The organism is Bradyrhizobium sp. RT6a, from assembly GCF_040547675.1.
Classification (GTDB): Bacteria; Pseudomonadota; Alphaproteobacteria; order Rhizobiales; family Xanthobacteraceae; genus Bradyrhizobium.
The window spans coordinates 368,423-393,419 of sequence record NZ_JBEPQC010000004.1 but is presented as its reverse complement, the minus strand read 5'-3'; the positions used below and the strand labels follow the sequence as shown (position 1 = coordinate 393,419).

The following is a 24,997-nucleotide window of genomic DNA, read 5'->3' as shown; positions in this document are numbered from 1 at the left end:
TCATCGCGGAGACAATTGGAAACATCTAGCTCCGGGTAGATGGGTTTAGGACTGGTACCTACCCTTGAGATGACTGGCATCACCCGCTCCAACAAATCGGACATTATAAATATGTTATGTTCGAAAATCAGACAAGTCAAGGCCGCCGCTTCGTGGTTCCCACCCGAGTACCGATCTTGCCGAGGCGCTACACCTGCTTCCCCGCAATGATCTCCTGCAACGTCGCCACATGCCGCGCGAAGGCGCCGCGGCCGGTTGCAGTGGCGGTGACCGTGGTCTGCGGCTTCTTGCCGACGAAGGCTTTTTCCACCGACACGTAGCCCGCCTTGGCCAGGGTCTCGATATGCGCGCCGAGATTGCCGTCGGTCGCGCCGGTGAGCTTTTTCAGCCGGGAAAACTCCAGGCCGCCGGTACCCGGCAGCGCGTTCAGCGCCGCCATGATCTTCAGGCGCAACGGCTGATGGATGATGTCGTCGAGCTCGGCCATCAGATCCGCCGCATCCAGAGGCCGCCGAGGATCAGGCCTCCGCCATTGACGAAGGCCATCCAGAGTGGAAACGCCTCGCCGATATAGAAATAACCGATCAGCGTCAGCGCGGAGATGCCGACACCGATCGCCATGAAGGCATAGCCGAACCACAGACCCGCCAGCGTATAGAACAGCATGAAGTAGAGCGGCCAGAACGTGCCGAGCTGGCGCGGACCGAAATGACCGATCACGTTGGTGCAGAGATAACCGAAGGCGAAGAACAGCACGAACACCAGAAGCAGTCTGACGTTGAAGGCGGCGCCATGGGAGTGGTGCGGCGGATTGAAAATGCGCAGCGCCACCAGACCGCCGGCGCCCAAAGCGTCCGCGCCAACCCAGGCGTAGACCGCATAGACCGGCCAAAGCCATGTCACGAGATTGGCCGCGAACACCAAGATGCCCCACCAGACGGCAGCAAAGCTCGCCAGCTCATAGAGCTGCGATTGCTTCACGCGCTGGACGATGTCGTCGATATCGGCCAGCGCCGCGGAAGCTTCCTTGCTGTCGATCATGACTGCCCTGCCCCACGCGCCGCCACATCGTCGGCGATGACCGAGATCGCCTTCGGGTTGGTGACGATGCCCATGTGGTTGATGCCGTCGATGATCTTGACGTCGACCGACGGTTTGATGGCCTGCACGACTTCCGCATATTTGTCCGAGATCATCATCTCGTCCTCGGCGCCGCCGAAGATCGTGACCGGGCGGGTCGTCGCCGGAAGATCGATGCGATAGCCGCGCGTCGCGAAATTGCGCGTCAGGCGATCGGAATAGGTGGAGACGAGGTACTTTGCCGAAGTCGCAGGCACGGCGAGAGCGAGCACCGGAAGCTGCGAACAGCAGTCGATGCCGAGCTTGCGCAGCGTGGCGAGCGCGAAGAAGCGCGGCAGGTCGATATTGGCCCAGCCGCCGGCATGCGGCTTGTTGGTCGGCGCGTCATAACCGAGATAGGGCGCGAGCAGCACGGTGCGCACGAACATGTCCTGCATGATCGGCGTCGCGGCGACGCGCAGCGAGAAGCCGGCGCCGGCGGAATGGCCGATCAGGGTGAGCGGCAGATCCGGCGCGGTCTTGCGCACCTCGGCGACGAAGTCGACGAGGTCGTCCTCGAGCTGGCCGACATAGAAGATGTCGCCGCGCGTGCCGGAGCCGCCATGGCCGCGCACGTCGAGCGCCCAGGTCTCCACCCCGCGCGCGGCGATCGCATGGGTCAGGGCATGATTGACGGTGCCGCTGGAGCCGGACGAGCCGTGGATGAAGATCGCGCCACGGCCCGTCGCGGGGCCGGAGCCATTTCCGTTCCGATGGGATCGGAACGGGGCTCCGGATTCTTGTTTTGACGCGTTTTCTTCACGCGAACCGGCTTCCACTTCGCTTGAAAACGCTTTGGCAGCGTAGTGGCGGAAACCGATCCAGGTGCCGTCGCGGGCCTGGAAGCGCTCCAGCGGAGGCAACGTGGACCATTCGATGCCCTTGGCGGAGTCGGTGACCGATCGCATCTCCGGTGGTCGCTCCAGCGGCGTTGCGGTCATCGCGGCCAGGATCAGCGTCACGCCGCCGACCGCACACAGGGCCCATTTCAGCCCGTTCATAACGCCGCGCAGCAGTCGAATTGCCATGACCACTCCTCTCAAATCGATTAAATATAGAGAACTCTATACTACAGAGTACTCTCTTGATCAATCCCCGGATTGGCGCCGCGCTGCAAAAATCCTTAACGTCGGGTCTGATCCCAACATGCCGAATCGTTTGCCGATGCCGTCTGCGGAACCCCTGCTCAACACACCCGAATTCACCGTCTCGGAGCTCTCGCAGTCCCTGAAACGGACGGTTGAGGACACCTACGGCCATGTCCGGGTCCGCGGCGAGATCTCCGGCTTCCGCGGGGCTCATTCCTCCGGCCATTGCTATTTCGCGCTCAAGGACGAGAGCGCCAAGATCGAGGCGGTGATCTGGAAGGGCGTGCACGGCCGCATGCGCTTCAAGCCCCAGGAGGGGCTCGAGGTCATCGCCATCGGCAAGCTCACGACCTATCCGGGCTCCTCGAAATACCAGATCGTGATCGAGGCGCTGGAGCCGGCCGGCATCGGCGCCCTGATGGCGCTGATGGAGGAGCGCAAGCGGAAGCTCGCCGCCGAAGGCCTGTTCGACGAGGCGCGCAAGCAGCTTCTGCCGTGGCTGCCGGAGGTGATCGGCGTGGTGACCTCGCCGACCGGCGCCGTGATCCGCGACATCCTGCATCGGCTGGAGGACCGCTTTCCCCGCCACGTGCTGGTGTGGCCGGTGAAAGTTCAGGGCGAAGGCTCGGCCGAGCAGGTCGCGGCCGCGATCCGCGGCTTCAATGCGCTGCCGGAGGGCGGCAGGATTCCGCGCCCCGACGTGCTGATCGTCGCGCGCGGCGGCGGCTCGCTGGAGGATCTCTGGTCGTTCAACGAGGAGATCGTGGTCCGTGCCGCGGCCGAGAGCATGATCCCGCTGATCTCGGCGGTGGGGCACGAGACCGACATCACGCTGATCGATTTCGTCGCCGACAAGCGCGCGCCGACGCCGACGGCGGCCGCCGAGATGGCGGTGCCGGTGCGCAGCGATCTCTTTGTCGAGGTCGGCGATCTCGGGCGACGCACCCGGTCCTGCTGGCAACGCGGCCAGGAAAGCCGTCGCAGCGAGCTGCGCGCGGCCGCGCGCGCGCTGCCGGCGGCGAGCGATTTGCTGGCGATCCCGCGGCAGCGGCTGGATTCGGCGGGCGCGTCCCTGCCCCGCTGCCTCAAGGCCAACACGCATGCGCATTTCCGCAGGTTCACCGCCGCAGGCGCCAAGCTGACGCTGCGGGTGCTGCACGGCCAGATCGCGCAGGCCGATCATCGCCTCACGGTGTGCGGCGAGCGGCTTGGGCTGTCCACGCGCTCGCTCTTACGGCGGCGGCGCGACCGCTTCGCCGGGCTGGAGGTGCGCTTGCGCGCCTCAAAACTCTCCAATGCGCAGGCGCAGCGCAATGCGATTCACCGCCAGCGCGAGCGCACGCATCGCCTGGCCGAGCGCGCGGGCCGCGCGCTGGTGACGCTGTTGCAGCGGCTCGATGCCCGCGTCGAGAACAGCGGCAAGCTGCTCTCCGCCTTGTCCTATCGCGGCGTGCTCGCCCGCGGCTTTGCGCTGGTGCGGGACGACGCCGGCCATCCCCTGCATTCGGCGGACGCGATCGGGCCTGGTGCAAGGGTCGAGATCGAGTTTGCGGATGGGCGTGTGGGTGCCACTGCGGATGCGGATCGTGCAGCACCGGCGGCAAAGCGCGCGCCGGCGCAAGCGAAGGCGACGGCGCAAGAGGCGAAGCCCGCGCCGAAGCGCGTGGGCAAGCCGGTGGATCAGGGGAATTTGTTTTAGAGGCGCGAGGGCGTCGCGCCACCCTCGCCGTCATTCCCCGCCTTGTGCGCAATTGCGCACTGGAGCGGGGAATCCAGTACGCCGCGGCTTCTCGATCAATCACAGCCGTCTCGGCGTACTGGATCGCCCGGTCAAGCCGGGCGATGACAGTGCGGATGTGGGACGCGTGCCACGAACTCGCTGTCGTCCCGGCGAAGGCCGGGACCCATAACCACAGGGAGAGGTTTGGCGAAGACTGGTCGTTCGGGACCGATACCACGCGCAACTGATAGATCACGCGGTATGGGTCCCGGCCCCCGTGCGCAATTGCGCACTAGGCCGGGACGACGTTGGGAGAGAGTGCGCCTTACACGTCCGTCGTATGTGGGACGCGCGCGCCACACACGCACTGTCGTAGCCCGCATGAGCGTAGGGACATGCGGGACCGGCGGCCCCGGATATCGCTACGCTCATCCGGGCTACGAGACTGCGCGTCTCAGCGGCAGGACAATCCCGCGTCGATCGTGGTCCAGAAGCCGCAATGTTCCGGCGCGAGTTGCGGCGCGCCGGCATGGGCTTCGAAGAGATGGGCTTCGAACAGGAAGACCGCGACGGTGAAGACGATCAGGGCGGAGGAGAACAGGAAGAAGCGGTTGCGCATGGGATTGCGTTTAATCGACATCGTGGTCGAATGATGGCGTCGTCACGGGCTGAAACCATCACGGCGCGCGATCCGTAGAGTCACGGTCGGCCATTTTCCGTGCAGGGCGGTGGTCGATGCGGGGCTGTCCGCTGTTGTTCCCGAGGGCGGCCCCGCCTTCGCTTCTCACGAGCTACGGCGCGGCGAGCCCGCTCGGCGCATGTAGCCCGCATGAGCGTAGCGATATGCGGGACGGACCTTCCCGGATATCGCTACGCTCATCCGGGCTACGGCACTGCCGTCACCGCGCCAGCCACTCCGCGACTTCCTTCTGCGACTCTGCGCGCGCCTCCGCATCGGTGCCGAGATGGCCGTGCTCGGGCGCGGCGGCGTCGGTGCTGCCGGCAGCGGCATGCAGCGGCGTGTTGGCGCGGTCGAAATCGTGAAAGGCGCCGGGATAGACCACGATGCGCGCGAGCGCGCTGCGGCCGTGCGCACCATCGACCATCTGGCGGCAGGCCGGCGGCGACGAGACGTCGTCATTGCCGCCGATCAGCACCAGCGTCGGCACCCGTGTGCTCCACCCTAGCCCAGCGGAAATCCTGCAGTCCGGATAGAACGCGATCGCGGCGCGGAAATCCGGCCCCGTCTCGCGCGCGAGGCTCTGTGGACGCACGGCCCAGAGCAGCGCGCTGGCGCCATTCGCCCACCCCATCAGGCTGACGCGGTCGCGCGCAACCCAACTCTGCCGCATCAACCAGGCGCGCGACGCCGCGATGTCGGTGACGCGTTCGCGCCGCGCCTTGACGTGCATCTCCTTGACGCGGCATTGCGGCCCGAGCTCGCGCGAGCCGTAGCTGTCAGGGAGCAGGACGGCGTTGCCGGACTTGAGCAGCCGCTCGGCCCAGTCGCGATAGCGCGGCAGCACGGAATCGGAATGGCCACCGAGGCCGCCGCAGCCGTGGAGCGCGATCACGGTCGGAAACGGCCCGGTGCCCTCGGGCTTGTAGAGCTGCGCATGCAGCACGCCGGACGCGAGCGGAATCTCGACCGGCTGCGGCGCCGGCGACGCTTGCGCGGCCGAGATCAGGAACGTCAGGAACAGGGCGGTGAACGGAAGGCGCATCGAACTTTGCCGTGGGATCCTTCGCTCAAGCACTATCATGCGGAAACAGCGCCAAAACATCACAAACCGGTGGGTTTACCGGGCGGACAAGCCACCCTATCTATGCTACATCCCGTCCAACACATCGTGCCCTCCAAGGTGACTCCGGAGCGGCCTTCCACGGAGACTTTCGACCGTGCTGAACAAGTTCGGCCCCTCGGGCCATGGCGAAGCGCAGGTGCAGTATCTCGACGGCGATTTCCGCGTGATCTCGCCGGGGACCTTCGTGCGCTGCGCGATCACCGATACGCGCATCCCGCTCGACGAGTTGAAATACTGGAGCGTGGATTTGCAGGAAGCCTACGCCACGCCCGCCGCCGTGCTCGAGCGGCATTACCCGGGCGCGCCCAAGCCGCAGGCGTGAGGCGGCGGGCGCACGTCTAGTGCTGCTCCGTGCCATCCGCGCCCACGCAGGTTTTGATGAAACTCTTCCTGATCTCGCCGACGATCTTCTGATCGATCGCCTGCTTCAGACAATCAAGCCGCGCCTGCGCCATGCAGAGCTGCATCTGGTCGCGCTTGTCTTGTCCCTTCAGATTTTGCGTTGAGCTGAGGCACGTCACGCGCTTGGTTGCGGGCACCGGCACTGTCGCGCTTGAAGCAGCGGGCGACGTCGTCTGTGCAAGCACGGGCGCAGCAATCAGACACGCAACGCTAGCGACAACAATCGCGGCCGGCAGCTTCATCGAACTCTCCTGATCGTCTGAACGATTAGGAGTTTTGCGATGAACGACGCCTGAATGGCGGCTGCCGTCGGCGAGCAAAGCGCAGCTGCCCTGTCGACGTAGCACGAAATGTGCAGCTTATCGCGAGGCATGGAAATGGTCCGCATCGGCGTCGCGACGATGTTCGCGCGCGCATGAAGTACGCGTCTCACCGCAAATGATCTCCGTCACGCCGATCCGCGTTGCATCGGAGAGTGCTTGCACTCCGTGGTTAGTCATTTCGCGTTGTGGTTGGATTCTTTGTTGCGATTGGCGCTCTTAGGTTGTTTGACGAAGTCTTGCTGAAACAGAGCGCCGCTATGCTTCATCTTAGGTAATTGGCCCTGCTCTTTTTATCGCACAGACAATCAAGTCAACCAACCGGCCACTGAGCTCTGGAATTGGCGCAGTCTGTGAACGGGCTCATATCGAAGAGCCATCTGTCGGGCTACGATCACCTCGAAAATTCGCGGTGGAATATTTGTAAATCGAAAATCAACGATGGGGGTGATCATGCCCACCATATTAAACCTGCTCTATCGTGAGTATTGCCGCGCCCGCCTCGCTGAAATGCGGAAACAGCTTCTGATCGCAGCTGAACGCTCTGAAGCTCTCGAAGCGCATCGTCATCCGGATCAGGGTGACGATGAGAGGACGGACACACAACGCAAGACCGGTCGCGGCACGCCGAATTGAAGCGGCCCGAGACCGGCGATTTCTCCCGCGTAGCAGTGACCAAGCAGTTGGCAACAGTTTGGGAGGCAGCAATGAATGCACCCGAGTACTATACCGCCATGGTGGCCTGCGTCTCGTGCCTGACCATTATCGGATTGATGGCCGTTGGGGCGTGGTGAGCATGATTGACCGCTGAACCGCAATCGCAGGCCGTTACCGAGGCCGCTGGCAAGCGCGTTCGGTCGGACCTATGACGCCGGACGCAGCACGCGTCGTACAGCATTGTCCGCCAACGACGCAGGAGGCCTTCGCCTTGCCTCGGCTTGCAAACATTATTCTTGCTGTGAGGTGAGCGTTGCCGCCGCTTCGTTCGACTGCGGCGGCTTCGCTTTAGATCCGGATGTCAGCTTCCGGGCGGGGTATACGAAGAACGCAGCTTCGCCGCGTTCTGGCGGACCTGCTTGATCTCGTCCTGCGTGAACAGCCGCGTCAATTTCACGTTCTGCAGGGTGCCCGCCGTGACGGTCAGGCCGGAAATGGCCGGAGCCGCACCCGGATCAGGCACATCGAAAATCACCAAAACGCCTGGGCCGTCGGCCGCAACGCTGAACATCGAAATCAGCTTTCCGCCGGCCGCTTCGATGAGTTTTCTTGCCGCCTCCTGACGATCGGTCTTGGGGTTCTCCAAAATGGCATTGAGAGCGCGTGGTGTGTATTGTCCGGTGAGGCAAAAATGCATGGCATGTTCTCCTCTGGGTTTTTGGCAATGACTTTCCCTGCCGTTCCGAACTCGTCGTTACGGCCGCTGCATCTGAAATGATGAAGGTACTGCCCGCCGTGGGCATAAACGCCGTCGATGATTTCCGGAAGTTCGGCACGTCCCGGTGACGGCTCTCATGAAAGGCTACATCAACTGCCCAACATGCGGAAGGGAATTCGTCAGCCGCGACATGTCACCTCGGTTGCCACATATCGCATCCGCGCAGGAAATGCTTTTCGTCACACCGTGGCGTCCACAACGAGTGCGAGCGCGGTTCGCGCGCCGTCCGACATTATCGCCTGCCGAATCTTCGCTCGCGCGCCTTGTAGAGATGGTCGCTGATCAATTGTCGGAGCGCAGCCGGGTCGTCGAACTCGAGCTGGACGGCGAACGGCACGATGCCGTCCGGCACGCCTTCGCGGCCGTGCAGACGCGCGAGATCCTTTTGCGTCGTCACCAGTGTTTGCTGCTCGCGCTGCGCCTCCGCGGCGAGGGCCGCGATCTCGTCGTTCGAGAACATGTGATGATCGGCGAAGGCACGCGTAGCCGCGACCTCGATGCCGCTGGCACGCAAGCTGCGGAAGAACCGTTCGGGATCGCCGATGCCGGCGAACGCGAACACCGGCTTGCCCAATAGTCTTGCGACCGACTCGGCCCCGGGTCTCAGCCGCGCGCGCAGCTCCGGCTTGTTGCGCCTGGCAAGCTCGGCGGCGACATCGTCGGCGGCGCGCCCGCCGCCGATCACGACCAGCGCGTCGGTGCGCGCGAGTTGCGCCTTCAGCGGCGCACGCAGGGGACCGGCCGGAAGCACCTTGCCATTGCCGAGGCCGCGCTCGCTGTCGATCACGATCAGCGACGTGTCCTTCAAGAGGCGCGGGTTCTGGAAACCGTCGTCCATCAGGATCACGGTGGCGCCTTGCGACTTGGCCAGCACGACGCCCTCGAGGCGGTCGCGCGCAACCGTGACAGGAACGTCGCGCGCCATCATCAGCGGCTCGTCGCCGATATCGGAAGCGGTGTGACGCATCCGGTCGACCATCACCGGGCCCTTGAGGCTGCCGCCATAGCCGCGGCTGAGCACCACCGGCCTCTCGCCGAGCTCGCGCAGGAGCTTCGTCAGCGCCAGCACGGTCGGCGTCTTGCCGGCGCCGCCGACATGATAGTTGCCGACGCAGATCACGGGGATGCCGGCGTCGACGCCCTCGCGCAGCATCCGCCGTTCCGTGATCGCGCCATAGAGCGCACCCAGCGGCCCCAATGCGTACGATTCGAGGGAACGTGGCCGGTACCAGAAGGCCGGCTCACGCATTGGCAGCCCCCATCTCGATCCGCAACTGCAGTAGATAAGGTTCGAGCGCGGTCATGGTGCGATTGAGCGCGCCGCCGAGATCCTCGACCACGCCGGCGCCCGACTGCTGTATCTTCTTGCGTACGGCAGGATCGGCGAGCAGCTGGCCGAGTTGCTTGATCAGCAATTCCTGCGAGTCGGCCTGGCGCGCGCCGCCGCTGTGATCGAGCGCCTCGTAGACATCGGCGAAATTGAAGACGTGCGGACCATGGACGATGGCCGCGCCGAGCTTGATCGCTTCGATCGGATTCTGGCCGCCATGGCGGATCAGCGATCCGCCCATGAACACGATCTCCGAGAGGCGATAGAACAGGCCGAGCTCGCCCATGGTGTCGGCGACATAAACGTCGGTGGTCGCCGTCGGCAGCTCGTCGCGCGAGCGCAGCGCCGGCTTCAGGCCGGACGCCGTGATCAGGCCCGTGATCGAGGAGCCGCGATCCGGATGGCGCGGCACGATCACGGTCAGGAGCTGCGGGAAGAAGCCGCTGAGGCTGCGATGCGCGGCCACCAGCATCTCCTCCTCGCCCGGATGCGTCGAGGCCGCCACGATGATCGGACGCCCGCGCGTCATCGCCATCAGCCGTTCGAGCTTGGCGGGATCGGCCGGCGGCGCGGGAACGTCGAGCTTGAGATTGCCCGTGGTGACGACGTCGCGGCCGCCGAGCGTCGAGAAGCGCTCGGCATCGGTCTTCGACTGCGCCAGACAAATGTCGAACCGCGACAGCAGCGCCGAGATGGTGCCTTGCATGCGCCGCCAGCGCGGGAAGGAGCGCGGCGACATCCGCCCGTTGATCAGCACCATCGGCACGCGGCGCGCAGCGCCGGCCAGGATCAGGTTCGGCCACAGATCGGATTCGATGAACAGCGCCAGCGACGGCATCCAATGGTCGAGGAAGCGCGCGACATAACGCGGGGAATCATATGGCACGTATTGATGGATGACGTCGGGCGGAAAGCGCTTTGCGACAATAGCAGCCGACGTGACGGTGCCCGAGGTGAGCAGAATGCGCAGGTTCAGATCGCGCAAGCGCTCGATCAGCGCCGCCGCGGCGAGGACCTCGCCGACGCTGGCGCCGTGAATCCAAACCAGCGGACCGTGCGGCCGCACGTCCCGGGACAGGCCCCGCCGTTCGCCGACGCGCGCGGGATCTTCCTTGCCCTGCTTCAGGCGCCGCTTGATCAGCGCAGGCGCGAGCGGCACCAGGCCGCGCGCCAGGCGCCGGTACATCCGCAGCGTCAACGGCAGCGAGCCGGGCAGCGATTTAGGCATCTGCAGGTCCCGGCCGGCCGAGTTGCGCATAGGCTTGGCGGGTCGCCTCGTTCAAGGTCTCCTCCAGCTCGAGCCGCAGCGCTTCCATGGTGGCGGCGTTCGCATCCGGCGGAACGTGGATTTCCTTGATGCCGACCAATGCGCCCCGCCCGAACGGCAGGTTGATGGTGGTGCGGTCCCAGTTCTTAAGCCGGACGAAGCGGCTGGTCGCCATCGCAAAAGGCATGATCGGCCGCCCCGATTCCCGTGCCAGCATGATGATGCCGAGCCCGGCCACGCGCGAGCGCTTGGGGACGTCGGCAGTCAGCGCGACATTACAACCGTCCTGGAGCGTCCGCACCATTTCCTTGAAGGCACCGACCCCGCCTTTGCGGTGAAACGCGCTGCCATGGTCGCCCGACCCGCGGATGGTGCCGATGCCGAGCCGCTCGGCGGCGATGGCGTTGAACTCGCCGTCGCGGTGGCGGGAGATCAGGACCCTGGCCTTGTACCAGTCCTTGTTCTTGATGAAGGGGGTGAGGAAATGCTGGCCGTGCCAGAACGCGAAGATCGCCGGGATCTGCGGCTCGACCCGGTCATAGACGTCAGGCGGATCGAACGTGAATTTGTTCGTCCGCCAGACCAGACGCAGATATTCGGCCGCCAGGATTCCGACGGCACGCTGAACGAAGCTGCTCCTCAGCGTATTGCGAAGCAGCTTTTTCAACGCGCCGGTTCTTGATTCGGGTCGAGCAGCCGATGGAGATGGACGATGAAATAGCGCATCTGCGCGTTGTCGACCGTGCTCTGCGCCTTGGCGCGCCAGGCGGCGTGCGCGGTCGCATAGTTCGGATAGAGGCCGACGATCTCGACGTCGTCGAGGTTCTTGAAGGTGTTGTGCTCGAGGTCGACGAGCTCGCCGCCGACGACGAGGTGGAGCAGTTGTTGCGGGGCACTATCTGGCATCGGTTCTGTTCCTAACGGGCTGCCCGGCAAAGCAGTGTTCGACAAGCACGAGAAAGCGCATCACGGCAAGGGGCGGTTTCGAAAATGCGAGACAATGCTCGCATGACGATCGCGACCCGCTGCCACCAGCACCCCATGCGTGACTTGCCGGCGGTTATAGAGGATGGGATCTCCGGAGAGATCGCTCATTCTACCATCCGCTTCCTGCACGATCAAATCGGCCGCCGCAAGGTCCCAATCATGACTGTTACCGCCCGCAAAAGCCGCATCCAGCGCGCCATGGGCGACCCGGCACAGACGCAGCGCGAGCGAACCGATTCGCGGATGCAGCTTGATCTCGCCCAGTGACGGCTTAAGGCGCTCGACCAGGGGCTTCGGACCCGCGACACGCGAGAAGTCGAGCTCGGATCCCGCCGTCGCCCGCACCGGCACGTCGTTGAGGGTCGTGCCCTGGCCGCGGGCGGCGAAGAAGAACTCATCGCTCGTCGGCGCGAACACCGCGGCGAGCACGGGCGAGGCATCCTCGACCAGCGCGACGCTGACGCACCATTCGTCATGGCCATTGAGGTAGTTGCGGGTGCCGTCGATGGGATCGACGATCCAGGTCAGCCGCCGCGACAGCCGCACCTCGTCGTCGGCGCTCTCCTCCGACAGCCAGCCATAGTCGGGCGTCGCCGCACGCAGGCGCGATTCCAGGAGATCGTTGACGGCAATGTCGGCTTCCGAAACCGGCGAGGACGCGCCCTTGGTCCACTTCTTCAGCTCGGTGCGGAACATCGACCGCGCGAGTGCGCCCGCCTCCTGCACCGTGTCTTGCAGCAGCGCCGCGTCGCGCGCCTGGATGCCTTCACTTGCGTTCGCGTCAACGTCCGCCAAGCGTCAAACCCTCGATGCGCACCGTCGGCGCATTGACGCCGTAGCGGAACTCGAGATTGTTCGCCGGCTGCATCGACTTGAAGATCTCGAACAGATGACCGGCGATCGTCACCTCGCTCACGGGATAAGTGAGTTCGCCGTTCTCGATCCAGAAGCCGGAGGCGCCGCGGCTGTAGTCGCCGGTCACGCCGTTGACGCCCGAGCCGATCAAATCAGTGACGTAGAAACCCTGCTTGATGTCGGAGATCAGCTCGGCCGGCGTAGGCGTGCCGGGTTCAAGATGCAGATTGTACGGCCCGGGCGACGGCGAGGAGGAGACGCCGCGATGGGCGTGGCCGGTGGTGGTGAGACCAAGCTCACGCGCGGTGGCGCAATCGAGCAGCCAGGTCGTCAGCACGCCTTCGTCGATCAGCGCGATCTTCTTCACGGCAACGCCTTCGGCGTCGAACGTCTGCGAGCGCAGGCCGCGTTTGCGCAGGGGATCGTCGATGATGCGGATGTTCTTGGCGAACAGCTGCTGGCCGAGCTTGTCCTTCAGGAAGCTGGTCTTGCGCGCGATCGAAGCGCCGTTGATGGCGCCGACGACGTGACCGACCAGCGAGCCCGCGACGCGCGGATCGAACACCACAGGCACCTTGCAGGTCTCGACCTTGCGCGGATTGAAGCGCGCCACGGTGCGCTCGCCCGCGGAACGGCCGACGATCTCCGGCGACAAGAGGTCCGCACCATGCGGCGCCGAGGTGAAGTCGTAGTCGCGCTCCATGCCGGTGCCGTCGCCGACAATGGCGGTGGCGGAGATGCCCTGGCTGGAACGCAGATAAGAGCCGTGGAAGCCGGTGCTGGTGACGAGCACCATGCCGCCCATGCCCGCGGAGGCCGAGGCGCCCCCGGATTTGGTCACGCCCTTCACAGCGAGCGCCGCAGCCTCGGCTTCTAGCGCACGGCGCTCAAGCTCCGAGGTCGCGGGCACGTCAGGATCGAGCAGATCGAGATCGGGGAAGTCGCGCGCGAGCAGTGCGGGATCGGCCAGGCCGACATATTTGTCGTCGGGCGCGACGCGCGCCATCGCAACCGCTCGCTCGGCAAGCTTGGTCACGGCATCGCCGCTCGCGTCGTTGGTCGAGACCACCGCCTGACGCCGGCCGACCAGCACGCGCAAGCCGACATCGTCGCCCTCGGAACGTTCGGATTCCTCGACCCTGCCGTCGCGGACCTCGACGCCTTGCGAGACGCCACGCACGGCGACCGCATCGGCCGCATCCGCGCCGGCGCGCCTGGCCGCCTCGACCAGCCGCTGCGCGAGATCGGAGAGCGCAGACTGGTCGAACAGGTCGCGGCTGGCTGTGGACGAATCCTTGGGCGAAAGCGTCGAGCTTGGTGAAGGGTTCACAAACGAAATCCTGTTGGGGCGGGCTGCGGGACCGGAACCCACAGATGTGCCCTGATCGCGCGGACTTCAAGCATTTTCAGCCCACCAAAAGCTCAGATTCGCACCTTGCGCGCAACGTCTCGTCAATCATGCGCGCCAAGGTCTTGTCAATCATGCGCGGCGGTGAGGTTGGATTAACCAGCCTTTTTAAGCGGTTTCGGAAAGCCGCGCGCTAAGGTCCTCGCATCGACCGGGAACATAATCCCGGCGGGGAGAACTAAAGCCGTGAGGCGTCAAACAGCAACAAGCGGGATCGCTCCCGCCGGGTCGAGCCGCTCCCTGCGGCTCGACCCCCTTTCCCTTCCGGTTCGCTTCGATGCGCATGATCCGCGCGCCGACGGTTATGTCCGGCAGATCGAGCTTCATCGAGAACGCGTCGTGCTGCACCGTGCCGTCCGCGGCATGCGGATGGCGATCAACGTCCGCGTCAGCGACTTCATCGGCGTCGCGCTGCGCGGCAAGGACGAGGCCCAGACCCTCGTCCTCGTGCATCGCGATCCCTCGCTCTCCATTCCGCTGCTGGTCAGCGCGGATGGCAACGAACTCGTTGAGGCCTGGGCGATCTGGAGCGAGCTGTTCGCACTTCCGCAGCTCGACGAAGGCGCGCGCAAACCCGCGCCGCGCCGTCGCCGCGCCAACGCGATCCGCGACCGCCGTCCGAAATTTTTGATGCGCCGCCGCACCGGTGTCGCACGGGAGCTGTCGGTGCATCGCGATGAGCGCGAGATCATCGCGCGGACTTAAGCCGCCCGCATCACCGCGTCGGCCAATAATCCCGCAAACAACAACAGCCCCGCGTCGCGGTTCGAATAGAACAGGCGCTTGCAGAGATCGCCGTCGCTGATATTCAGCCGCGCGATCTGCGAGGCCAGATGCACGGCGAAAGCCACAAGTCCGAGCCAGGCCGGCCAGCGCGCATCGCCCGACGCCAGCGCCACGCCGATCAGCAGCACCGCAAGGCCGTAGAACAAGATCAGCGCCTGGTGCGTATGCGCGCCGAACAGGCGCGCGGTGGACTTGATGCCGATCAGCGCATCGTCCTCGGCGTCCTGATGCGCGTAGATCGTGTCGTAGCCGATCACCCAGGAAATCGCGCCGGCATAGAGCACGAGCGCGGTGACGTCGATCCGCCCGAAGGTGACGGCAAATCCCATCAAGGCGCCCCAGGAGAACGCGAGCCCGAGCACGGTCTGCGGCCACCAGGTGATGCGCTTCATGAACGGGTAGATCGCGACGATCAGCAGCGAGGCAATGCCCGTCAGGATCGCGAAACGGTTGAACTGCAGCAACACCACGAGCCCGATCAGCGCTTGCGCGACCATGAAGGCCAGCGCCTGCTTCGCGCTCACCTGGCCCGACGGCAGCGGCCGTGAACGGGTGCGCTCGACCTTGTCGTCGAGGTCACGGTCGGTGATGTCGTTCCAGGTACAGCCTGCTCCCCGCATCACGAAGGCGCCGACGAAGAACAGGACGATGGTGAGCGGCAGGCCGCGGACGTCATGCGCCATGCCGGCGGCGAGCGCCGCCGACCACCAGCACGGCATCAACAGGAGCCAAGAGCCGATCGGACGATCGAAGCGGGACAAGCGCAGATAAGGCCGCGCCCATTGCGGTGCGCGCGTATCGACCCAGTTGCCGGTGGAATCGGCAACTCGGGCGGATGTGTCGCTCATCGGGTCAGGACGTTGCCGTTGAGTGTGTCGAAGGTGCTGCCGCCCTTCTTGCCCGCATTGGCCTCGGGCGCCGAGCCCGAACCCAGCACTTCGCTCAGCGACGGACCGGCCGGACCGCGTGGCTGGTTCTGCATCTGCTGCGCAACATTGCAGACCTTCGCCGCCATCGCCTCGGTGTTCTTGTGGCCGTCCTTCATCTGCGCGCCGATTTGCGCCGGAATCCCGCACTTCGAGGCGTTGGCCTCGATGTACTTGATCATCTTGGTCTCAGCCTGGCTGAAGTTGCGGATCAGCTTGCAGGCCTCGTCAGGCGGGGCGTGACGGTCGCTCGCGGCCTTGATCAGCTTGCCGCGCTTTTCGGCATCCTCGCGCAGAGGCATGAAGGCCTTCATGCAGTCCTCGCCGGGACCGGCTTGCGTCGGCGGGGCCGCGCTGAAGGCGCCGGCGCCACCGACGGGTGCGGCGCCGTTCACGGGAAAGGACGATTGCGGCGCGCCGCCGACGGAGGCGACGGGCGCCGAGCCATTCACGGGCGGGAAGGCGGAACTCGTTGGGGCCTGGCCCGGCAGCGGCGCGGGGAAACCCTGCGCATAGGCACACACGGCGCCCATCGTGACCATGGCGGCAGTGATCGGAACCATCAAATGACGGATCATCAAGGCAGTCTCTCCGGCAGGAGCTTGCGGGGTTCGGCGTCTTCCCAATTGAAGCGCAACCAGCGTGCTCGCGATTTTACGATTCCCGCCGGCGCTTAACAACCCGTTGAATAGGGCAAGAGCGCGGCGCGCCGACGCACCAATTTGGCAAAATTTACCCCGAAAGTACTGCTTTCGGTTAAGAACGGCGGCAAATCGGACCCTTGAACGATGCCTTCCCACGATTTCCGCGGCCCCCGCCTGTTCGTCGATGCCCCCCTTGCCCAGGACGGCAGGGTCGAGCTCGACCGCGACCAGAGCAATTATCTCGGCAATGTGCTGCGGCTTGCCGCCGGGGCCGAGGTTTTGGCGTTCAACGGCCGCGACGGCGAGTGGCAGGCCGCCATTGAAGGCCGCAAGCGGCCGGATGGCCTCGTCATCCTCCAGCAGACCCGGCCGCAGGACCGGCTGCCCGATCTCGCCTACGTCTTCGCCCCGCTCAAGCATGCCCGGCTCGACTACATGGTGCAGAAGGCCATAGAGATGGGCGCTGCCTCGCTTCAGCCGGTGCTGACACGATTTACCCAGGCTTCCCGCGTCAATACCGAGCGGATGCGCGCCAATGTCGTCGAGGCGGCCGAGCAATGCGGCATTCTCAGCATCGCCACCGTTGCCGAGCCGGTGCCGCTGGAGCGCTTCCTCAGCCAGCGCGCCGCCGGCAGGCTGCTGATCTTCTGCGACGAGGCGGCGGAGCTCGAAAACCCCATTCAGAGCCTGCAAGGCGCAGGCGCGGCGGAGGGCATCGACGTGCTGATCGGCCCCGAAGGCGGCTTTGCCGAGGAAGAGCGGGCGCTGCTGCTGCGGCAGCCGAAAATCCTGCGGCTGGCGCTGGGACCCCGGATCATGCGGGCCGACACGGCCGCGGTGGCCGCGCTGGCGATGGTGCAGGCGGTACTGGGCGACTGGGGTGGCGAACGCGGCTAGGCAAGCATTGGTTGGCCTTCCGGCTGCCGATCATCTGAGCAGCCCAAGGCCACCGAACCAGGTAGAGAGCGACCGCGTCGTGCTATTCGCCTCGTAGCGATCGGTTCAGAGTCTCGGAAGGCAACTCTCCGAAAGCCTCTCTATAGCTCGCTGCGAACTCGCTGAGATGCCAGAAGCCATGCGCAAGCGCACAGGACTTCACACTCCGGCCCGCTCGGCCGGTGCGCAGTTGCTTGCGCACCGACCAGAGGCGCAAGACCCGGCTATAGCGATGTGGGCTCATGCCGCAGATGGACCGTGTCGCACTCTGGAGAGTCCGGACCGACACGCCCGCCTGCTCCGCCAGTTCGGTCGTCTTGTGCCAGATCATCAGATCGCGCCGAATCAGTTTCTCCATATCGGCTACGATCCGCCGATAATGCTCGGTGGTGGATGACACAGGTCCGCTTGCGACGCTGGACCAGATCGCCGCATCCATCGTGCTGAGCAGTGACTGTTCGACAATCGTTTGCGAAGCCGGCTCGTTCAAGAAGTCTGGGTCATTTGCTGCGGTTTCAAGCGATATCGAGATCAGACGGCGTAGCGAGGCAAGCACGTCCGGCGCCGGATTCAGCAAATGGCATCCATCGCCTAATTCAGGCAATGGCTCCCGCCCGGATGGACTGAAGTAGACCACTGCCAGCAGACGCCCCTCCGGCTCATGCACCAGGCAATCTGAATCACCTTTCAATACGAGGACAGAACCGCCCATCGATTGCCCGTTGATGCGGGCAGAGGTCACGTGATCCATCGGTACCGCCACTGCGGCAGCATTGGTGAACTGATAGCCTCGAATGATCCGGGGGAAGGTTTTCAACAGCGACAGGGTCAGGGTCGGCAAGGTGAGCCGGGCACGCATGATCGCGGTAGCCCCGGCCGACAACGGCATGCTCGATGCGCCGGCGTATTTCTCGGTCTCGCCGAAATGATCGATGTCATACGAATTGAGCTCGAGCGCCGAGGACGGCTTGAGATCCTGGAACGACATCAAGCGATCCGCCGCTCTCTTTTGCATTCCCTCGCGAGCAGGGACTAGACGGCTTTGATCCATGTTCTGCTGCTTACCTGGCCTTCTTCTTGGAAACGGCGAGTCTAGCGCCACGCAAATCATCCGGCCCGTTGACGCCGGCGCGCCGCAGGTCGCGCGGCATTGAGAATGGCATGAACGATCAGAAGGTCGAGTGGATCGAATTCGTCATAGTGCCGGAACATCTCGCAGATCGAAATCAGCGGCCAGCGCGTGTCACGAGACCGACCGTATATCGTCTGTTGCATCGCTATGAATCGGAAACCAACTTTCGCATTGTAAACGAAGGTTCCGCGAACGGATCGTCCCCCTACCCAAATTGAGTATGTGACCGGTGGAGCATTCTGAAGCGGGCCGAGCAGCTCGCGGATGAAGTTGCGATCGAGGCGGCCGAGCTTTCCGCCCCAGGCGACCCATTCATCTTGGAAGCGCCCCAGAGACGTCCCTGCCCCGAAATGAATGAGGGTGAGGCCTCCCTACCATCTGGGTCGACGCAGTGGGATGAATAGGTGCTATATTACCTGAATTGGCGCGAGACCTGATTTAAGCTTCGCTCCTCTGATGACGGCGCGTCGCTCCGACGCTGTTAAGCGATTGATCCTTTGGAGGTCGAAACCGCTTTCGGGCCATGCTAAGGCCTGCGGCAATTCGTTCCCCTTGCTTGCCCTTCCCGGTTCTTCCGGGACGATGGACCCCGAGATGACCGCGACTGCTACCTCAAATGCTGCCGGCTCCGCCGCCTGGGCGGATACGCTGCTGCTGTCGTTCGCGCAGGCCGGCTATGTCAGGGCCGAGCCCGCGATCCTGCAACCGGCCGAACCGTTCCTGGACCTCTCCGGCGAGGACATCCGCAAGAGCCTGTACCTGACCACGGACCTCTCCGGCGAGGAGCTCTGCCTGCGGCCGGACCTGACCATTCCGGTGGCCCGCGATTACCTCAGCTCTGGCCGTGCTGGCCAGCCGGCCGGGTTCAGTTATCTCGGCCCGGTGTTTCGCTACCGCAACGGCCAGAGCAGCGAATTCCTGCAGGCCGGCATCGAATCGTTCGGCCGCCAGGACCGCGCCGCGGCCGATGCCGAGATGCTGGCGCTGGCGCTGGAGGCGACCGCCGCCTTCGGCGTCCGCGACGTCGAGATCCGTACCGGCGACGTGGCGCTGTTCAACGCGCTGCTCGACGCGCTCGACCTCTATCCGGTCTGGCGCCGCCGCCTGGTCAAGGATTTCAACCGCAAGATCAGCCTGGAGCAGGATCTGGGGCGGCTGGCGGCCGCGACCACCGCGACCCGGAGCGAATATGAGGGCGTGCTCGCGGCGCTCGCCGGCTCCGACCGCAAGGCGGCACTCGCTTTCGTCACCGATCTGATGTCGATCGCCGGCACCACCAATGTCGGCGGCCGCACCACGGCCGAGATTGCCGACCGCTTCCTCGAGCAATCGACGTTGAAGGGCGGCGCGCTGCCGCGCGAGGCCATCGCCGTGCTCAAGCGTTTCCTGTCGATATCGGGTAATCCCGATGACGCCGTCGCCGAGCTGCGCGCGCTCACCGATGATGCAAAGCTCGACCTCAGTGCTGCGATCGACCAGTTCGAAAGCCGGGTCGGCTTCATGGCCGCGCGCGGCATCGATGTAAAGGGGACGCGCTTTTCGACCGCGTTCGGACGCGGGCTCGACTACTACACCGGCTTCGAATTCGAGCTGCATCACCGCGGCAACGGCGCCGAGCCGCTGGTTGCCGGGGGCCGCTATGACGGACTGATGACCCAGCTTGGATCGGCCGAGCCGATCCCCGCGGTCGGTTTCTCGGTCTGGGTGGATGCGCTGACCCGGATCGGCCGCAAGGTGGGAGCTTAAGTCATGAGCGCGCCATTCGTTCTGGCCGTTCCTTCCAAGGGCCGCCTTCAGGAAAACACCGAGGCCTTCTTCGCCCGCGCCGGGCTGAAGCTGTCGAAGGCGGGCGGCGCCCGCGACTATCGCGGCACGCTCGCAGGCCTCGACAATGTCGAGGTGGCCTATCTCTCGGCAAGCGAGATCGCCTCGCAACTGTCCCGCGGCTCGGCGCATCTCGGCGTCACGGGCGAGGATCTGGTGCGCGAGACTATCGCGGACGCCGACAAGCGCGTCTCCCTGATCGAAGGCCTCGGCTTCGGCTATGCCGACGTCGTCGTCGCGGTGCCGCAGGCGTGGATCGACGTCCGCACCATGGCCGACCTCGACGACGTCACCACCGGCTTCCGCGAGCAGCATCACATGCGGATGCGGGTCGCGACCAAGTTCATCAACCTCACCCGCGCCTTCTTCCAGAATCAAGGCATCACCGATTACCGCATCGTCGAAAGCACGGGCGCAACCGAAGGCGCGCCGGCCGCCGGCAGCGCCGAGTTGATCGTCGACATCACCACGACCGGGGCGACCCTCGCCGCCAACGGATTGCGGGTGCTCGACGACGGCGTGATCCTGCGTAGCCAGGCCAATCTGGTGGCCTCGAGGGACGCCGATTGGTCGCCGCAGGCGCGGGAGACCGCGCGAATCATCCTCGATCACATCGCGGCGCGGGCGCGGGCCAACAAATACCGCGAGGTCCGCACCCGCTTCCGCCAGTGCGACGCGGCCATGCTCACCGAGGCCCACGAGCGCTTCGGCGTCGAAGCCCCGTTCGGCGGGCCAACCTCCTCGGGCATGCTCACGCTGCACTGCCCGCCGGGCCAGCTCTATGCACTCGCGAGCTTCCTGCGCGGGCATGGCGCCGAGACCGTCTCGGTGGTTTCGCTGGATTACGTGTTCGACCGGGACAACCCGCTGTTCGCCAGGCTCGAGGCGTTCCTGCGGCAGTGAGCCCAAAGTTTGTTGAGCAATTCCGTTCAGCGTAGCGACAGCAAACGGCAGCTACCATATGCTGTTGAGATGACCTTGAACGCCTCTGGAACCTTGATCGATGACGTTGGGCTCTGACGTTTCCGGCATGACGACCACCGCGGCAAGCGCCGCCGCGAAGGGACTGTCGATTGTCGTCCCCGTCTACAACGAAGCGGCGGGCCTCGCCGCCTTGCACCAGCGCATCTGCGATCTCGCAAAGACCTTGCGGGAGCGCTATCGCTTGGCTTGCGAGGTCGTCTATGTCGACGACGGCAGCGCGGACGCGACGCTGTCGATCGCCCGCTCGCTGCCGGCCGACGCGGTCGACGTCCAGGTGGTGTCGTTGTCGCGGAATTTCGGCAAGGAGGCCGCGCTGATGGCCGGCCTCGACCATGCCCGGCTCGGCGCGGTGCTGTTCATGGACGGCGACGGCCAGCATCCGCCGTCGCTGGTCGAGCGACTGGTGCGGCACTGGATCGAGGACGGCTACGACGTAGTCTATACTGCCAAGGCGCATCGCGACAACGAGCCGTTCCTGCGGCGGCTCGCCGGACGCGGCTTCTATGCGCTGATCAATTGGGGCGCGCGCCAGAAGATTCCAGAAGACGCCGGCGATTTCCGCCTGCTGTCGCCCCGCGCGGTCGCAGCACTGAGGCAGCTGCCGGAGCGCAACCGCTTCTTCAAGGGCCTCGCGAGCTGGATCGGCTTCCGCCAGATCCGCGTCGATTACGAACCCGCGCCGCGCACCCATGGCGTGACAACCTTCAGCGCCGCGCGTCTGCTTGGTCTTTCGATCGAAGGCGTGACCTCGTTCTCGGTGGCGCCGCTGCGCTTCGCCAGCCTGCTCGGCGTGATCCTCGCCGGCGGAGCGTTCCTGTTCGGTCTGTCGATCCTCTGGGAGGTCTTGACCACCGGCAAGCAGGTGCCCGGCTATCCCTCACTCGTGATCGGCCTGATGACGATCGGCGGCGTGCAGCTCATCATGATCGGCATCGTCGGCGAATATATCGGCAAGATCCTCTCCGAGCTGAAGGCGCGCCCGATCTACTTCGTCGCCGAGCACAGTGAAAAGCATTTCGAGACCGAGAAGGCCCAGGACGCTTCAAGCCAGGACACCTCGAACAGGACGGCGGCCGAATGAGCGCGGCCGCGCCGCTGCGGCGGATCTGGCTCTGCGCCGACGATTACGGCATCAGCCCGGGCGTCAATCGCGCCATCCGCGACCTGATCGGACGCTGCCGTCTCAACGCCACCTCGGTGATGATGGTGGGACCTGCGGTCGAGCGCAGCGAGATCGAGGCGCTCCAGGCGGCGGCGCAAGCGAGCCCGCGCTGCGCGATCGGATTGCACGTGACATTGTCGGCACCGTTCCGGCCGCTCACCATGCATTTCCGCCCGCTCGACGGCGACATGTTTCTCCCGTTTCCGAAGCTGCTGCGCGCGGGTCTTGCGCGAAGGCTCGACCGCGAGTTCTTTCGCAACGAGGTCAAGGCGCAGCTGGCAGCCTTCGCGAAAGCGTTCGGGCGCGCGCCTGACTTCGTCGACGGCCATCAGCATGTGCAGCTCTACCCGCAGGTGCGCGACGGCTTTGTCGATGCAGTTGCCGAAGCCGCGCCAAAAGCCTGGGTGCGCCAGGGCGGCCGCGACCTGCCGCTGATGCAGCGGCTGGCCTCACCGAAAGCCATGGTGCTCGATATCCTCAGCGCCCAATTCCGCCGCCGTGCCGGCCGCGCGGGCCTGAGCTTCAATCCCGGCTTCGCCGGCGCCTATGATTTCACGCAAGCCGCCGATTTCGGCGCGCTGATGCGGCAATTCCTCGAAGGCCTGCCGGATGGCGGCCTCATCATGTGTCATCCCGGCTTCGTCGACGACATCCTCACCGGTCTCGACCCGATGACCGCTGTCCGCGAGCGCGAGCACGCCTATCTCGCCGGCGATGCCTTCGCGCGCCTGCTGACGGACAGCGGCGTCACGCTGGGGTGAAACCGGTGAAAGTTTGCGAGAAAGCAGCCCGCGAGGCAGCTTGTCGCATACCGAAATTTAATCCTGCCGGCACTGTTGGGGCCACAATGGAACCCTACATCTGCCTCGCGCTTGTTTTGCGCAAGGGAGACTGACCATGACGCCGCAGGAACGCCAACTCGTCGACGAGCTTTTCGACCGGCTTTCGAAACTGGAAAATGCACCGCGCGATCCCGACGCGATCGCCGCGATCTCCGACGGCCTGCGCAAGGCGCCCGGGGCGATCTATGCGCTGGTGCAGACCGTGCTGCTGCAGGACGAGGCGCTGAAGCGTGCTCACAATCGCATCCAGGAGCTGGAGGCGGGGCAGGCGCCCGAGCAGGCGCAGTCCGGCGGTTTCCTGGACACCATGCGCGACACGCTATTCGGCGGGGGTCCGTCGCGCGGCTCGGTTCCGAACGTGCCGCCGCGTGACTCGCGGCCGGTGTGGAACAGCGGCCAGGCGATGCAGCAGCCCCAGCCCGGTTACGGCCAGCCGCCTTATGGGCAGGCTTACGGTCAAGGACCAAATCAGGGTCCAGGGCAAGGCTATGGCGCGCCGCCGGTCGGCGGTGGCGGCGGCTCGTTCCTCGGCACGGCGGCGGCAGCCGCGGCCGGCGTCGTCGGCGGCTCGCTGCTGCTGTCCAGCATTCGCGGGATGATGGGCGGATCGCATCAGCAGGCCTTCGGCGACACCAATGCCCTGGGCGACCGCAGCGCTGGTGGAAGTCCCTGGAGCGGCAGCGATCAGTCCGGCGGCTCACTCGCGCGCGATGCCGGCCTCGACGACATCGGCTCGAACCGCGACCGCGGCGATGCGTCCCGCCAAGGCTTCGCCGACCACGCTTCGAACGACGACGAGAATTACAACGATCAGAACGACAATGACGACAATGTCGACCTCGCCGATGACAGCGATTTCGGCGGCGGCGACGATGGCGGCAGCGATTACGCCTGACGCTATTTATCCTTGCTCCAAACGAGAACGGCCGCCGATGAGGCGGCCGTTTTTGATTCCGAGCAATATGCGCCTACATCACCACGACCTTGGTGCCGACGTTGACGCGGCCATAGAGGTCGATGACGTCTTCGTTGCGCATGCGGATGCAGCCCGAGGAGACGTTGGTGCCGATGGTCCAGGGCTCGTTGGAGCCGTGGATACGGTAGAGCGTCGAACCGAGATACATCGCGCGCGCGCCGAGCGGATTTTCCGGGCCGCCTTCCATGTGCCTGGGCAGGTCGGGGCGGCGCGCGATCATTTCCGCCGGCGGGGTCCAGGCCGGCCATTCGCGCTTGGCCGTGATCGACTTCACGCCGGACCAGGTGAAGCCGGGACGCCCGACGCCGATGCCGTAGCGCATCGCCCGGCCGTTGCCCTCGACGAGGTAGAGGAATTTGTTCGGCGTATCGACCACGATCGTGCCTGCGCTTTCGTTGCCGCTATAGTCAACGAGTTGTTTCTCGAATCTCGGGTCGAACTGACGCTGCCGCGGATCGACCGCCTCCTGCTGGAGACCTGCGCCCTGCATCTGCGGCTCGCCCATCGGCGGCAGGCGGCGCTGGTCATAATATCCAGGCTGCTGCTGATACATCGGCTGCTGCGGCGCGTAGGCCGGACCGCGACCGGGCCCGTCGCCAAATATGAACTCGATGAAGCCGCCGCCCATGTTTGAATTGGAGGCGACGCGAACCGGCGCAGGCGGCACCTGCGGCTGGTAGAGCACCGCGGGCGGATCGTTCGGCACGCTATTGTCGAAAGCGCTGGCGCAGTTGGCGCCCGCAATGAAGGTGCAAGCGCTGCCAAGCAGCGCGACAGACATTTTCTTGAACATCGACGTACTCTGTACTGTTTCGTCTAGATCACATGCGTCGTGGCGAGGTGATGGCTGATCCGCACCCGCGACGTGGTCAATAAAGAGCAAAAGCCGTTTTGTTTGGTAAACGGAAACGCCATTTCGATTCACCACGTCGTCGGCAGCGGTGCAATTTGGCGATCAGCGTTTATTTTCGATGAACGCCGCGTACGCATGGTTAATCACCCGTTTGCAAGCCGTCGCGCACAACCGCACGACAGTTCCGGCTGTGAAC

General features: G+C 65.0%; 27 protein-coding genes. 10 read left to right on the top strand and 17 right to left on the bottom strand.

Annotated elements, in window-relative coordinates:
• Positions 1-187: 187 nt before the first annotated feature.
• The 3 genes from ABIC03_RS23635 to ABIC03_RS23625 are packed head-to-tail and all read right to left on the bottom strand — an operon-like array spanning position 188 to position 2,147.
• Positions 188-487 carry a winged helix-turn-helix domain-containing protein gene (locus ABIC03_RS23635; RefSeq protein ID WP_354061494.1) on the bottom strand — a complete coding sequence of 100 codons (300 nt, stop codon included), beginning with the start codon at positions 485-487 and terminating at the stop codon, positions 188-190.
• Entirely contained in the window at positions 487-1,041 is a 555-nt protein-coding gene (locus ABIC03_RS23630; RefSeq protein WP_354061492.1) for a hypothetical protein, read from the bottom strand. The genes ABIC03_RS23635 and ABIC03_RS23630 overlap by 1 nt, the downstream gene beginning before the upstream one ends.
• Positions 1,038-2,147 carry an alpha/beta hydrolase gene (locus tag ABIC03_RS23625; protein ID WP_354061490.1) on the bottom strand — a complete coding sequence of 370 codons (1,110 nt, stop codon included), beginning with the start codon at positions 2,145-2,147 and terminating at the stop codon, positions 1,038-1,040. Before ABIC03_RS23625 ends, ABIC03_RS23630 begins: the two co-directional genes overlap by 4 nt.
• Before the next feature lie 118 nt (positions 2,148-2,265).
• Here ABIC03_RS23625 and xseA point away from each other — a divergent pair, with 118 nt between their 5' ends.
• Positions 2,266-3,906, top strand: coding sequence for an exodeoxyribonuclease VII large subunit (xseA, locus tag ABIC03_RS23620; RefSeq protein ID WP_354061488.1), 1,641 nt, complete (start codon positions 2,266-2,268; stop codon positions 3,904-3,906).
• A 475-nt stretch (positions 3,907-4,381) separates the two neighbouring features.
• On the opposite strand, the gene ABIC03_RS23615 is transcribed toward xseA, so the two are convergent.
• Together ABIC03_RS23615 and ABIC03_RS23610 are read right to left on the bottom strand one after the other, a co-directional pair.
• On the bottom strand, positions 4,382-4,567 hold the full coding sequence (locus ABIC03_RS23615) for a hypothetical protein (protein ID WP_354061486.1): 186 nt from the start codon (positions 4,565-4,567) through the stop codon (positions 4,382-4,384).
• Positions 4,568-4,826: 259 nt separating this feature from the next.
• On the bottom strand, positions 4,827-5,651 hold the full coding sequence (locus tag ABIC03_RS23610; RefSeq protein WP_354061484.1) for a dienelactone hydrolase family protein: 825 nt from the start codon (positions 5,649-5,651) through the stop codon (positions 4,827-4,829).
• A 175-nt stretch (positions 5,652-5,826) separates the two neighbouring features.
• On the opposite strand from ABIC03_RS23610, the gene ABIC03_RS23605 reads away from it, so the two are divergent.
• Entirely contained in the window at positions 5,827-6,054 is a 228-nt protein-coding gene (locus tag ABIC03_RS23605) for a DUF2093 domain-containing protein (protein WP_007596922.1), read from the top strand.
• A gap of 16 nt (positions 6,055-6,070) precedes the next feature.
• Here the strand turns inward: ABIC03_RS23605 and ABIC03_RS23600 are convergent, their stop codons facing one another.
• Complete coding sequence (locus ABIC03_RS23600) at positions 6,071-6,376, bottom strand: hypothetical protein (protein ID WP_275172403.1); 306 nt, start codon at positions 6,374-6,376, stop codon at positions 6,071-6,073.
• A gap of 519 nt (positions 6,377-6,895) precedes the next feature.
• On the opposite strand from ABIC03_RS23600, the gene ABIC03_RS23595 reads away from it, so the two are divergent.
• Positions 6,896-7,090, top strand: a complete 195-nt coding sequence (locus ABIC03_RS23595; RefSeq protein ID WP_354061481.1) for a hypothetical protein — start codon at positions 6,896-6,898, stop codon at positions 7,088-7,090.
• A gap of 382 nt (positions 7,091-7,472) precedes the next feature.
• Here ABIC03_RS23595 and ABIC03_RS23590 read toward each other — a convergent pair whose 3' ends face one another.
• The 7 genes from ABIC03_RS23590 to ABIC03_RS23560 all read right to left on the bottom strand — a co-directional run bounded on the left by ABIC03_RS23590 (position 7,473) and on the right by ABIC03_RS23560 (position 13,658).
• Positions 7,473-7,808, bottom strand: coding sequence for a GYD domain-containing protein (locus tag ABIC03_RS23590; RefSeq protein ID WP_007596925.1), 336 nt, complete (start codon positions 7,806-7,808; stop codon positions 7,473-7,475).
• 313 nt (positions 7,809-8,121) lie between these two features.
• Positions 8,122-9,138, bottom strand: a complete 1,017-nt coding sequence (gene lpxK, locus ABIC03_RS23585; protein WP_354061478.1) for a tetraacyldisaccharide 4'-kinase — start codon at positions 9,136-9,138, stop codon at positions 8,122-8,124.
• The gene (locus ABIC03_RS23580; protein WP_354061476.1) at positions 9,131-10,477 is read right to left on the bottom strand and encodes a 3-deoxy-D-manno-octulosonic acid transferase; all 1,347 of its coding nucleotides are present in this window, start codon (positions 10,475-10,477) and stop codon (positions 9,131-9,133) included. Before ABIC03_RS23580 ends, lpxK begins: the two co-directional genes overlap by 8 nt.
• Complete coding sequence (locus ABIC03_RS23575; protein ID WP_354061474.1) at positions 10,440-11,153, bottom strand: lysophospholipid acyltransferase family protein; 714 nt, start codon at positions 11,151-11,153, stop codon at positions 10,440-10,442. Before ABIC03_RS23575 ends, ABIC03_RS23580 begins: the two co-directional genes overlap by 38 nt.
• The gene (locus ABIC03_RS23570) at positions 11,150-11,392 is read right to left on the bottom strand and encodes a DUF4170 domain-containing protein (protein WP_007596929.1); all 243 of its coding nucleotides are present in this window, start codon (positions 11,390-11,392) and stop codon (positions 11,150-11,152) included. Before ABIC03_RS23570 ends, ABIC03_RS23575 begins: the two co-directional genes overlap by 4 nt.
• A gap of 60 nt (positions 11,393-11,452) precedes the next feature.
• Positions 11,453-12,268 carry an inositol monophosphatase family protein gene (locus tag ABIC03_RS23565; protein WP_354061472.1) on the bottom strand — a complete coding sequence of 272 codons (816 nt, stop codon included), beginning with the start codon at positions 12,266-12,268 and terminating at the stop codon, positions 11,453-11,455.
• Positions 12,255-13,658 (bottom strand): TldD/PmbA family protein, encoded by a 1,404-nt coding sequence (locus ABIC03_RS23560; RefSeq protein ID WP_354061470.1) that lies wholly within the window; start codon positions 13,656-13,658, stop codon positions 12,255-12,257. Before ABIC03_RS23560 ends, ABIC03_RS23565 begins: the two co-directional genes overlap by 14 nt.
• Positions 13,659-13,922: 264 nt before the next feature.
• On the opposite strand from ABIC03_RS23560, the gene ABIC03_RS23555 reads away from it, so the two are divergent.
• The gene (locus tag ABIC03_RS23555) at positions 13,923-14,441 is read left to right on the top strand and encodes a DUF6101 family protein (RefSeq protein WP_354061468.1); all 519 of its coding nucleotides are present in this window, start codon (positions 13,923-13,925) and stop codon (positions 14,439-14,441) included.
• On the opposite strand, the gene ubiA is transcribed toward ABIC03_RS23555, so the two are convergent.
• Positions 14,438-15,370, bottom strand: a complete 933-nt coding sequence (gene ubiA, locus ABIC03_RS23550; RefSeq protein WP_354061466.1) for a 4-hydroxybenzoate octaprenyltransferase — start codon at positions 15,368-15,370, stop codon at positions 14,438-14,440. The two genes, ABIC03_RS23555 and ubiA, sit on opposite strands and share 4 nt — an antisense overlap.
• On the bottom strand, positions 15,367-16,026 hold the full coding sequence (locus ABIC03_RS23545; RefSeq protein ID WP_275172395.1) for a hypothetical protein: 660 nt from the start codon (positions 16,024-16,026) through the stop codon (positions 15,367-15,369). The genes ubiA and ABIC03_RS23545 overlap by 4 nt, the downstream gene beginning before the upstream one ends.
• Positions 16,027-16,236: 210 nt before the next feature.
• On the opposite strand from ABIC03_RS23545, the gene ABIC03_RS23540 reads away from it, so the two are divergent.
• Positions 16,237-16,989 carry a 16S rRNA (uracil(1498)-N(3))-methyltransferase gene (locus ABIC03_RS23540; RefSeq protein WP_354061463.1) on the top strand — a complete coding sequence of 251 codons (753 nt, stop codon included), beginning with the start codon at positions 16,237-16,239 and terminating at the stop codon, positions 16,987-16,989.
• A gap of 82 nt (positions 16,990-17,071) precedes the next feature.
• On the opposite strand, the gene ABIC03_RS23535 is transcribed toward ABIC03_RS23540, so the two are convergent.
• A complete protein-coding gene (locus ABIC03_RS23535; protein WP_354061461.1) occupies positions 17,072-18,016 on the bottom strand; it encodes a helix-turn-helix domain-containing protein in 945 nt (314 codons plus the stop codon).
• A 738-nt stretch (positions 18,017-18,754) separates the two neighbouring features.
• Here ABIC03_RS23535 and ABIC03_RS23530 point away from each other — a divergent pair.
• From ABIC03_RS23530 to ABIC03_RS23510, 5 genes are all read left to right on the top strand, one after another.
• Positions 18,755-19,906 (top strand): ATP phosphoribosyltransferase regulatory subunit, encoded by a 1,152-nt coding sequence (locus ABIC03_RS23530; protein ID WP_354061459.1) that lies wholly within the window; start codon positions 18,755-18,757, stop codon positions 19,904-19,906.
• 3 nt (positions 19,907-19,909) lie between these two features.
• The gene (gene hisG / locus ABIC03_RS23525) at positions 19,910-20,887 is read left to right on the top strand and encodes an ATP phosphoribosyltransferase (RefSeq protein ID WP_275172391.1); all 978 of its coding nucleotides are present in this window, start codon (positions 19,910-19,912) and stop codon (positions 20,885-20,887) included.
• A 100-nt stretch (positions 20,888-20,987) separates the two neighbouring features.
• On the top strand, positions 20,988-22,049 hold the full coding sequence (locus tag ABIC03_RS23520) for a glycosyltransferase family 2 protein (protein ID WP_354061457.1): 1,062 nt from the start codon (positions 20,988-20,990) through the stop codon (positions 22,047-22,049).
• A complete protein-coding gene (locus tag ABIC03_RS23515) occupies positions 22,046-22,891 on the top strand; it encodes a ChbG/HpnK family deacetylase (protein WP_354061455.1) in 846 nt (281 codons plus the stop codon). Before ABIC03_RS23520 ends, ABIC03_RS23515 begins: the two co-directional genes overlap by 4 nt.
• A 136-nt stretch (positions 22,892-23,027) precedes the next feature.
• On the top strand, positions 23,028-23,867 hold the full coding sequence (locus ABIC03_RS23510) for a DUF2076 domain-containing protein (protein WP_354061453.1): 840 nt from the start codon (positions 23,028-23,030) through the stop codon (positions 23,865-23,867).
• 73 nt (positions 23,868-23,940) lie between these two features.
• On the opposite strand, the gene ABIC03_RS23505 is transcribed toward ABIC03_RS23510, so the two are convergent.
• On the bottom strand, positions 23,941-24,741 hold the full coding sequence (locus tag ABIC03_RS23505) for a L,D-transpeptidase (RefSeq protein ID WP_354061451.1): 801 nt from the start codon (positions 24,739-24,741) through the stop codon (positions 23,941-23,943).
• Between the last annotated feature and the right edge of the window lie 256 nt (positions 24,742-24,997).